This window comes from Psychromonas sp. SA13A, from assembly GCF_011378715.1.
Taxonomy (GTDB): Bacteria; Pseudomonadota; Gammaproteobacteria; order Enterobacterales; family Psychromonadaceae; genus Psychromonas.
Genome location: NZ_WTKU01000040.1, coordinates 1 through 10,904 on the forward strand (window position 1 = coordinate 1; position 10,904 = coordinate 10,904).

Consider the following 10,904-nt stretch of genomic DNA (forward strand, 5'->3'; position numbering starts at 1 on the left):
TGTATTAAAACAAGATGACGCAAAGGAGTTGGCTGATTCAAACCTTGTTAATGTGAGTGAGTAAGAAGTAACAACGCCCACGTCACAGGTAAATAAACAACAAGGTAAACGGTGAACAATCACCTAGCCTTTATCATTCTAAATTCGATTGGTGACAAAAAAGCCACAATGAATGGAAAAATAGAGTGATGACGGTCACATAAATGATAGGCATAATAGCTACATCGAGTGAGGAAACAGCGGTAACGCATTAAACACTCATTCAATACAACTATGTATAAACAAATTATTTAAGGTATTCAAAATGAAAAAATTAACAACTCTAGCAGCAACATTACTTATCAGCTCAAGCGTTTTTGCTGGTACTCAAGTCGTTCATTCTGACAAAAACTTCAGCACTGATGCATTCACAAATAAAGCAGCAGCTTACGAAGCCGGTTTTGATTACGTAAACCAACTTAAACAGTTACCTGAAAACAAATTACGTCATGAGTTGGTACTTATCTCTACTACACCAACTAAAGACTTAAAAATTAAAGATACTAACGTAACAATTGAAGAATTTGCACAAACACGTGGACAAGTAGAATACCGCGCTATTGTGAATGTTGATTACAACTACAAAGCATTAAGAAGCGATAACTAATCAACGCTTCACTGTACAAAGAACAGAAAGAAATAAAGTACGAAGAAGAAACAAAGCAAAGAAGATAGCACAAGTCGTGAACGCCAATAGGTAACGACAACACTGTATAGCTTATAGATAGATAACTTATAAACAGTGGCTTATAAATAGATAGCTTATAAACAAATTATTAGGGATTCCAAAATGAAAAGATTTACAACATTAACAGCAGTCGCAGCGACATTATTAATCAGTTCAAGTGCTTTTGCTGCATCACAAGTTGTGCATTCAGACAAAACATTCAGCACTGATGCATTCACAGATAAAGCAGCCGCTTATGAAGCTGCATTTGATTACATCGATTCATTGAATAAATTACCAGCGAATGAATTACGTCAAAAACTAATCGTTATCAGTGAAACACCTGCAAACGATATTAAAATTGATAACTCTAAAGTAACAATTCAAGAGTTTGCTCAAACACGTGACCAAGTAGCTTACCGTGCAGTAGTTGATGTGGATTACCATTTCACTACATTACGTTCAACTAACTAATTAACGGTTAGCGTAAAAAATATCAAGTCGCTAATGCTAGGTTATTAAGCCGAATAAGCGTTAGTGACCAACAGAATAGAAAGCATCACTTATAAGAAAATAGTACTTATAAAAATAAGTTTGATGAAAAGAATTAATTAAAGGGTTTCTCATGAAAAAATTTACAACATTAACAACAGTCGCGGCAACATTATTAGTAAGTTCAAGTGCTTTTGCAGCATCACAGGTTGTGCATTCAGATAAAATGTTCACCACTGATGCGTTCACAAGTAAAGCAGCGGCATATGATGCAGGTTTTGATTACATTGATGGTCTAAAAAAATTACCAGCTAACGAATTACGTCACGAACTAACGGTGATCACCAATTCACCAGCACAAGACTTAGCGATTGATAAATCAAAAGTAACGATCCAAGAATTCGCTCAAACACGTGATCAAGTTGCTTACCGTGCAGTGGTTGATGTGGATTACCACTTCACTACAATCAAAACACAAAACTAATTTAACTTATCGTTTTGACGATAGGAAAAGGTTCATCACCTAAAATGCCGCTAACTTACATAGTTAGCGGCATTTTTTGTTTATTTCTGTATCTAACCTACTTCTGTATCTAGTCTATTTATAGATTTGATCATAGTTATCGATATAGCTGTCCCATATCGGTGGAGAACCAACTAACTCCTTTACGATTTCAATAAATAATTTCACCAGAGACGTTTGGTTTCTGTGGGGATAAACAGCGTAAACCCCCCAATCCCTTGCCTCCAGTTTATAATTTGTTAGTAACGGTACTAACCCTAGCTCTTTAATATTTTTATCTAAGGTAAATAAACCGCGTTGTGAATAACCCAACCCAGCTTGCAATGCATCAATGATAACGCTTAATTCATTGACCTCGAGGCGCCCTACCATATTATGACTGCGCATTTGATCACTGCCAGGCTTTTCTGAAAGCGTTAATTTATTAAATGTATTCTCACCGTTGGAATAGATAATCGCAGGTAGTTTAACAAGATCTTCAGGTGTTTTCGGTTCACCATAGGTTTCAATAAAACCTTCAGAGGCCAGTATTGCAAATTGAGCTCCCGCTATCTTGCGTGCAATTAAGTTTGAATCTCGAGCCGGACCGATGCGAAAAGCAATATCAAAACGCTCACCAATAATATCCGAGCGTTTATCGTCAAATACTAATTTAATATGAGTCTGTGGATACTTGGCCATAAACAGTGTTACTGCCTTTTGAATGTACATTTTACCAAATAAGGTTGGGCAGGTAATTCGCAGTAATCCTTTAGGCTCAGAATGAAAGGAATCGGCTAGGCGTTGGGTATCGGCCAATAATTCTCTCATAGCTTCAGCTTGTTTAAATATCTCCTTGCCGGCATCTGTCAGTGAAACCGAGCGCGTGGAACGATTTAATAAACGTACACCAAGGTCATCTTCTAATAACTTTATCTGTTTCGATAATGCGGAGCGGTCAATGTTCCTTATACCAGCGGCTTTTGCGAAGGACCCGTGTTGAATAACATCAATAAATAAGTCTAATCTTGTCGACATTCCCATTAAAAAATCCTTTTTAAAATGATAGAACAATAAATAGTGCTAAGTGAAAACATTACATTACGGTTGACTATTTTGTATAAGCTTTGAATTAACGATTGATTTAATACACTTTTAATTCAAAGGCTGACGATAGTGTTAACAACTGCCTTTTTATCATTACTGCAATTACTACGTTGAAATAATTAGCGCGATAAATGTTATTCTAAATCATCTTTTACAACGGATTGACGCGTCATACACAACGCTAATAGCTGATTTAACGCATTGCTAACGGAGTCAATATAACATTTTGCATCGGCATTAAACGGAATAGCATCGCCCACCACGACATCACAGTTAAATGGCACAAAAATCATTTCGCCTTTAGGTAACGCTTTACCTAAGCCATGCATCATTACAGGCACTACTTTTAGTGTTTTTCTGCTTTTAATTAAGTGGTGTACGCCGCGTTTTAAATCACTAAGCTGTTCTGGCTTACCACGAGAACCTTCCGGAAATAAAAGCAAAATATCTCCGTCATCTAATGCTCGATGGCACTGTGCAAATAATGCAGAGGTATCGCGTATATGTTTACGTTGCATTGGAATAATGCCAATAATATTCAATGAAAACCAAGCAAGTAGTTTATTTTTTAGGAAATAATCGGCAGCAGCAACGGGTCTTATTTTATGGATTTGACTTAATGGGTATAAGCTCATCAAAACGAGAGTATCTAAATGGCTGTTGTGATTTGCAACAACAATCGCAGGACCCTGTTTAGGCAACTTAGCTTTAAAAAACACATTTAAGCCTAAACCCAGCAAAACCATAGGTTTAACCAATAATGCAAAAAATAATATTTTTAAAAATCGATTCATTAACAATCCTTATTAAATCCTACTTTGTTATTCTTGAGCACTTTTCTTATATGAAAAGTAATATGTATTTTGGCTGCCCTCGCCTGATACCGATTACTAACCTGATACTAGTTAATAATGTAAATAATAAAGAAAATGGAAAAATAATGGCGCGGTATAAATCAGGCTATCTATTCTATCCAATAACCCTCCATGCCCTGGAATTAACGTCCCACTGTCTTTAATAGCGAGATCTCGTTTAACCGACGAAATAACCACGTCACCTACAAATCCGCTGATTGCGATTAATGTGCCAGCAACAAAACCTTGGACCATAGTTAATGGCGTTAAATAAGGCGCAACAAAACCAGAGATGAGGGTGACGGTTATTACTCCACCAATAAACCCTTCCCATGTTTTTTTAGGGCTCACTTTAGGAATAATTTTATGTTTACCTAAGGTTTTCCCCCAAATGTATTGGCATACATCGTTAAACTGGGTAATAAAAATTAAAAATAAAACTAACCCCAATGCCCCCGCTTGCTCATTTTTAACGGGAAGTTGTAACAGGTATGCAATATGGCTAACACATAATACCGATAGCATGACCGCCCAGTGAATAGTACCTAAGGAACGAATGAAGCCTTTGGTTTCTCCAATAAATACCGCACGCATTGGCAGAAATAAGAACACGTAAATAGGAATAAAGATAAGAAACATGCCATACCAGTTGGTAGCAACCCAGTAATACTGCAATGGAATGGCAAGATAAGCCCATAATAAAATACGTCTATCGGCTTGCCGAGTAGGCATGATCGAGAAGAATTCTTTTAACGCTAAAAAGCTCAACAGGGCAAAAAAGATAATAGAAACCGTTGTAGGGGCTAATAAAATGCCAAATAAAATACCAATCATCCACCACCAGGATTGAATGCGTTGTTTTAGTTCTAAGTAATCTGTTTGAGGATTTTTAACCTGCAAACGCCAACGAATTAAAGAACCAGTGATCAGTAAGATCACTACAAACGTCATCATATAAAAAGAGTGAATCGGTATATTAAACATCCGTATTGTCCTCATGCTTATTGTGTTGATTTTGCTCTGGCGATTCTAAATATTGGTAAGCCGAGCGAGCTCGTTTATATAAAGTGAGTAAACAACCGAGACAAATAACCAATAACCCAAGCAGTAAAACATATCCTTGTGTTGCAAATACTGATGTTTCGATAGGCAGTAATAGTAAAACGACTGTGATCACCGCCATTCGATGTTGTTTTGCCATTGGGCCAGTAAATAAAGTTGGCGCGCCCATCGACGTTGCTAACACACGCACATAAGCCGTTTTAACCGCCAATAATCCGGCTAACCAGCCGAGCTCAATCGCCCATGGCAAGCCAGCAATAGCATAACCTGCACAAACTAATATCAAAGGATCCGCAATTCTATCGGGAATATCATTAAATAATTCACCCGATGGCGTTGATTTTCCGCCTTCCATGGCCACCATGCCATCAAATAAATTACATAATAGACGGCATTGTACCAATAAAGCAGCTAACCAACTCAGCCAGATAGTTGAGCCAGCACCTATTGCTACTAAACATAACCCCGCTAGTAGTGCAAAAAAGATACTGGCTATTGATATTTGATTAGGTGATATATTACGTTTACTCAAATCCGCCGCTATTTTATTCATAATCGTCAAATCACGCACTTTTAATGGACGGCGAGCTTCTGAGTCAGTCATTATATTTCCTTATTAATAACAGTTAATGGTGCTGCAATTGATAGTCATTGTGAGCAATAGCTATTACTCCATAATTATCAGCAATGTCTATATGGGCTTTAATTCTGTCCGCAAATATGTATTTTAATGATCCCACGTTAACTCTACAGGAGTCATACCGATGAAAGCGAATAGGGAATTAAAGTATCATGTTAGCGTGATATTTAAGGTACACACACGAGAACAATATAGTGCTTTAAATTATTGGTTAAGACAACCTAGGTTTATACAACATAAAGTTAATATTTAGTGTGGATTCTAACATTGTTAGATTTGTCTATTAATTAAATTAATTGTCATTAACCACTTCATTATGAACAATTAATAGGCGTTATAAGTACTGTTAAACACAGCTATTACGCTTGCTAAGATATTTTTTAAACAAATAGATAGGAAAGATAAGTCGCCGCTAACATAGTCAATAAAAGTTGTGTAATATCGCATAAAACCCTCACCGATATAACGAGTAGCCAATGGACGTTGAATTATTAGAAATACAAGACTTTATCAGTCAATATGCCCCTTTTGATGAACTGCCTGAAGAAGCTTTAGCAGAAGTGGTACAAAGTGTTGAAATATCTTATTTCCGTGCCAATACAACCATCATCGATTTTAAGGATGAAATTAGCGAGTTGTATATGATCCGCAGTGGCATTGTTGAATTATTTCGTCGTAATGGCAATCTCTATAATCGTCTTGACCAGGGGCAGTTATTTGGACAAATGGGGCTACTCACTAATAATAAAGTACGTTTTCCCGCTAAAACCACCAAAGACACCCTTTTATACTGTATTCCAGCGGTGGTATTTTATGATTTATGTGAACGATTTGAATCCTTTGCTGACTTTGTAGAGGCAGAAGATAGTACGCGTTTAAAACAAGCGGTAGAAAGTAATAGTGACGATGCCAATGCGCTTACCACTTCCAAAGTAAAAAAATTAATTACACGCGAACCTTTGATTGTTCCGGTTGATACCAGTGTACAAGCCGTTGCACAAATGATGGCCGAAGAATATCAATCTGCCGCTTTAATTAACGACCCTAGCATTGATGACAGTGAAGGGAATAACCTAGTGGGTCTGATTTCCGAACATGATTTATGTGCAAAAGTAATTGCTGCAGGCTTAAGCATTGATAGCCCCGTTTCCGAGGTCATGTCAACAGAATTGATTTCTTTAGATCATAATGCCTATATTTTTGAAGCCATGTTGATGATGTTACGTAACAACGTACATCATTTACCTATCCTTAAAAATAAAAAACCAATCGGCTTAATTGAAGTCTCTGACATTATTCGTTATGAATCTCAAAATAGTTTGTTGTTTGTGAGTAGCATTTTCCAACAACAAAGCCCTGAAGATCTTGCGCTATTATCAAAACAGCTGAAAGATTGTTTTGTGCGTATGGTTAATGAAGATGCGAACTCGCACATGGTTGGACGTGCGATGTCAGAGATTGGACGTAGCTTTAAACAACGTTTATTAGAATTAGCTGAAGAACAGTTTGGCCCAGCCCCTATTCCATATTGTTTCTTAGCATTAGGTTCAATGGCCCGTGATGAACAGCTGATGGTAACCGATCAAGATAACGCCATTATTCTTGATAATAGTTATGACGCCGCTGTACACGGTGAATATTTTGAAAAACTATCACACTTTGTTTGTGATGGTTTAGCAGCCTGCGGTTACATTTATTGTACTGGTGATATTATGGCCACTAATCCAGAGTTCCGTAAAACGCAAACGGAATGGGAAGAATGCTTCGCCAGTTGGATTGATAATCCCAACCCTAAAGCGCTATTAAATTGTAATATTTTCTTTGATTTAACCGGTGTTTATGGACGCATTAAATGGGCAGAGCATTTAAATGCCTTTATTTTACGACGTGCCAAAAAGAATAATCGTTTCTTGGCATGTTTGGCTCGTAATGCGCTTAATAGAAAACCACCTCTAGGTTTCTTTAAAGACTTTGTGATGGAGAGCGATGGCCGCCATAACAACTCAATAAACTTAAAACGTCGAGGAACCGCACCACTTGCGGACTTGATTCGCGTGCATGCATTAGCCATTGGGTCTCAATCTCAGAACTCCTTTGATCGTTTAGAAGATATTATTGAAGCGGGAATTTTGCCTAAATCTAAAGGCGCTGATTTACAGCATGCCATGGAGCTTATTTCACTAGTACGATTACGCCACCAAGCATTAGATATTGAATCAGATATTGAGCCTGATAATAATATTGAACCTGAAAATATGTCTGATTTTGAAAGACGAAATTTAAAGGATGCGTTTTTAGTATTAAGTAATGCGCAAAATTTCTTGAAATATCGTTATAGCGCCACTCTTTAAGGATCGTCTATGTATAATTTTATTAACAAAGAGGTCTTAAACTGGTCTGCTTTTTTGAAGTTAAAAGCCCAGTTAAGCAAGGATTCACGCCTAAAGAAATTTTATGATGTGGGTACATACCATGACGACACAAAACTTCAAGACATTGAATTTGTTGCTTTAGACTTTGAAACGACGGGGTTAGATCCTAAGAAAAATAGCATTATTAGTATTGGTTTAGTGCCTTTTAACTTAAAGCGTATTTATTGTAATCAAGCTAAAAGTTGGTTTATTAACCCTAAAGATAAGTTACAAGAAGACTCCATTATCATTCATGGGATCACCCATTCAGATTTAAAAGGTGCTCCGGACTTAAGGCGTATTCTGGATCAGTTACTTGAGCAATTAGCGGGTAAAGTGGTGGTTGTTCATTACCGTAATATAGAGCGCCCTTTTTTAGATTTGCATTTACGTGCGCTGTTTAAGGAAGGCATTGTTTTTCCTGTTGTTGATACTATGCAAATCGAATCTAACATACAAAGAAAACTAGCGGCTGGATTTTTTAATCGATTACGTGGCAAAAAACCTGCCTCAATTCGCCTAGGGCAAAGTCGAACGCGCTATAACTTACCTACTTATCAACCACATGATGCCTTAACCGATGCAATTGCTACTGCAGAGCTGCTACAGGCACAAGTGGGCTATCATTTTAGCCCAGATACACCTATTAAGGATCTATGGTTGTAGTTTTGAAAGCTGTTATAGTTTGAAAAGGGCATAGTTTGCCAGTGCTTATAGAGTTTTAGCAGCTATAAAACTACAAAATCGATAAAGTTACTTGTTAACAACAGCATTGGCCTTTCTAACAAGAGTGCTAATACTATTGCGTCTATTGCTAGCAAGTTCTTTTCATGGTTGATCTGCATTCCCCTCCTGCTGGTCCTGTAAAAGCCAACAATCCCCTTCAATAGTAAATTATTATCGAAGGTTACAATGACATTTTATTTTGCAAACGTGTTTTTGATTTAGCCACTCACAGAGCAAGTCATGCGGTAAATACCTTCATTCCTTTTCTTACCGACTAATGGTTAAAAAGTGTCTATTTAACCATTAGATCTCCTTGAGGCTTATAACCGTTACAAATCAAGGAGCTTTATCTAACCGATAAACCGGATATCAAGGTCAGTGTAATATGATGAACTTCTCAGTAGCCAGTTACTCCCCCCCCCAAAAAAATTAAGACTTAAAAACAATCACTTAGAATAAAACGGATAGACTTTATCATAGATTACAACGCAAGTTACTTTACCACTGCAAACTTAAGTTCATTTAATTCAAGCAAATACTGAGCGAACTGTAGGCGTTGTTCATTTCAAATTCGATTAATGACAAAAAACTCCATAATGAATGGAAATAAGGAGTGATGACGATCACATAAAAGAGGCGCATAATAGCTTCATCGAGTGAGACCACAACGGTAAAGCATTAATAACTCATTCTACACAAACAAGAATAGAATAAACGAAGCACAGAAAAACAAGTCGTGAATGCCAATAGGCAGCGACAACAACATTTATCTTATAAATAAAATATTAAGGGCATTAACATGAAAAAATTTACAACATTAACAGCAGTAGCGGCGACATTATTAGTTAGTTCAAGTGTTTTTGCTGCTACACAAGTTGTGCATTCAGACAAAACATTCAACACTGATGCATACACAAATAAAGCAGCTGCTTATGATGCAGGATTTGACTACATCGATGGACTAAAAAAATTACCCGCTAACGAATTACGTCACGCGTTAACCGTGATCAGCAATTCGCCAGCACAAGATTTGACTATCGATAAAACTAAAGTCACGATCAAAGAGTTTGCTCAAACACGTGATCAAGTCGTTTACCGTGCCGTAGTAGATGTGGATTACCACTTCACAACAATAAAAAAACAAGACTAATACTGGTTTAACGTTTTACATAGACACTAACCATTAGCAACATTGCTGCTCATCTACTTACTTAACTAGTTTGTTAGATAGCAGCAATTTCATTTCTGATTCTATTTTTATCCCCAGCAATCAGATTCATTAATCACTCCCTAACTCAAATATTCTGACTAGCCGTTTTAGCATAATGGCTTATAAATAATTAACTGCATTAATCTACTTCTAAAATATTACTACTCGAATATTTCGACTAAATTATAACCGCCAATATCAACTATAAAACCACTTCGCTCTGGCCCCTTGCACTACAAAAATAATATTTGATGATATGAGCAAACCATAAGAAAGCTTTTTGTTTGAATATCAAAGTATGGTCAAAATTAGCTGTCCACTATAAATCACTAACAAACAGATGATTAAAATTGTTATTTATCTAGTTAGTTCTCCACAGTAATATCTATCCCACTTTAGCTCTATTCCTTCTTTTTCTTTGTATCTAAATGATCTATTTATTTATAATTATCTATAAATCTTTTACTCTTCTGGCAGTTAACCTAGTATTTAAAATAACTAATAAATATAGTAATAAAGCCAGAAAAATTGGCGATTAACGCTGCAATTATTGGTTCTTTTCTAGTTATCTGCTAATGGTGACCTATGGACACCATTAAGTCGTACTATCGCTATTAAAATGTATTCAACTTTATAAACTAAATTCTTAAAAAATTTTAAACGTCCCCAAATAAGTTTCACCTTTTAACTGTTATTTTAATAAAATAGATCTATTTATTGAGTGTGAAAATGCTTATCTTAAGTAGTTTTCAGCAAAATATATTTCGTTTTATTACGCTGTTTTTTGTTTTTATAAATAAATTACAACGAATTATTTAGTTTTTTTAAAGTAATTATAAATACAAGAATACCGCTCAGAACTTTTATTCTCGTTAGTATTTTGTTTGTTTCTATTTGCTTTTTTATTTGAATTTTATTACCACGCAATGTGCTTATGAGCATTGCTTTCATTGACTTATCTTCTTGACAAAAAGGATACATTTACTCTTTTTTAACTGTTTAACTTCACTTCAAAAACAAGCTGATTATTATCCTTCTAATCATTAAAAATACATATAACCACTGTTATTATTGGGTTCATTCATTAGCACCACAAAGTAAACCATTTCTTTATTCCATCCGTATCACCACCTTTACGATGCACAAATTAATTCAATTATTTGTCATTTCTTAACCTGCTATTAACCTCATGAA

Annotated in this window: 10 protein-coding genes; 6 read left to right on the top strand and 4 right to left on the bottom strand. The window is 36.0% G+C overall.

All coding sequences use genetic code 11. From position 1 onward, the window contains the following. Positions 1-304 precede the first annotated feature (304 nt). From GQR44_RS19365 to GQR44_RS19375, 3 genes are all read left to right on the top strand, one after another. Entirely contained in the window at positions 305-646 is a 342-nt protein-coding gene (locus GQR44_RS19365) for a DUF3316 domain-containing protein (RefSeq protein ID WP_166373369.1), read from the top strand. Between the two features lie 183 nt (positions 647-829). Beyond that, positions 830-1,180, top strand: coding sequence for a DUF3316 domain-containing protein (locus tag GQR44_RS19370; protein ID WP_166373371.1), 351 nt, complete (start codon positions 830-832; stop codon positions 1,178-1,180). Between the two features lie 151 nt (positions 1,181-1,331). Continuing rightward, the gene (locus GQR44_RS19375) at positions 1,332-1,682 is read left to right on the top strand and encodes a DUF3316 domain-containing protein (RefSeq protein WP_166373373.1); all 351 of its coding nucleotides are present in this window, start codon (positions 1,332-1,334) and stop codon (positions 1,680-1,682) included. Between the two features lie 114 nt (positions 1,683-1,796). Here the strand turns inward: GQR44_RS19375 and GQR44_RS19380 are convergent, their stop codons facing one another. The 4 genes from GQR44_RS19380 to GQR44_RS19395 all read right to left on the bottom strand — a co-directional run bounded on the left by GQR44_RS19380 (position 1,797) and on the right by GQR44_RS19395 (position 5,327). After that, positions 1,797-2,744, bottom strand: a complete 948-nt coding sequence (locus GQR44_RS19380; protein ID WP_166373375.1) for a LysR family transcriptional regulator — start codon at positions 2,742-2,744, stop codon at positions 1,797-1,799. Positions 2,745-2,941: 197 nt separating this feature from the next. After that, positions 2,942-3,601, bottom strand: coding sequence for a lysophospholipid acyltransferase family protein (locus GQR44_RS19385; protein WP_166373377.1), 660 nt, complete (start codon positions 3,599-3,601; stop codon positions 2,942-2,944). Between the two features lie 111 nt (positions 3,602-3,712). After that, on the bottom strand, positions 3,713-4,645 hold the full coding sequence (locus tag GQR44_RS19390) for a phosphatidate cytidylyltransferase (protein WP_166373379.1): 933 nt from the start codon (positions 4,643-4,645) through the stop codon (positions 3,713-3,715). Then, positions 4,638-5,327, bottom strand: a complete 690-nt coding sequence (locus GQR44_RS19395; protein WP_166373381.1) for a CDP-alcohol phosphatidyltransferase family protein — start codon at positions 5,325-5,327, stop codon at positions 4,638-4,640. The genes GQR44_RS19390 and GQR44_RS19395 overlap by 8 nt, the downstream gene beginning before the upstream one ends. 512 nt (positions 5,328-5,839) lie before the next feature. Here GQR44_RS19395 and GQR44_RS19400 point away from each other — a divergent pair. From GQR44_RS19400 to GQR44_RS19410, 3 genes are all read left to right on the top strand, one after another. Further along, positions 5,840-7,714 (top strand): DUF294 nucleotidyltransferase-like domain-containing protein, encoded by a 1,875-nt coding sequence (locus tag GQR44_RS19400; RefSeq protein WP_166373383.1) that lies wholly within the window; start codon positions 5,840-5,842, stop codon positions 7,712-7,714. 9 nt (positions 7,715-7,723) lie between these two features. Further along, on the top strand, positions 7,724-8,440 hold the full coding sequence (locus tag GQR44_RS19405) for a 3'-5' exonuclease (protein WP_166373385.1): 717 nt from the start codon (positions 7,724-7,726) through the stop codon (positions 8,438-8,440). Positions 8,441-9,299: 859 nt separating this feature from the next. Then, positions 9,300-9,650: a DUF3316 domain-containing protein gene (locus GQR44_RS19410; protein WP_166373387.1), complete on the top strand. Its 351-nt coding sequence runs from the start codon at positions 9,300-9,302 to the stop codon at positions 9,648-9,650. Positions 9,651-10,904: the final 1,254 nt, after the last annotated feature.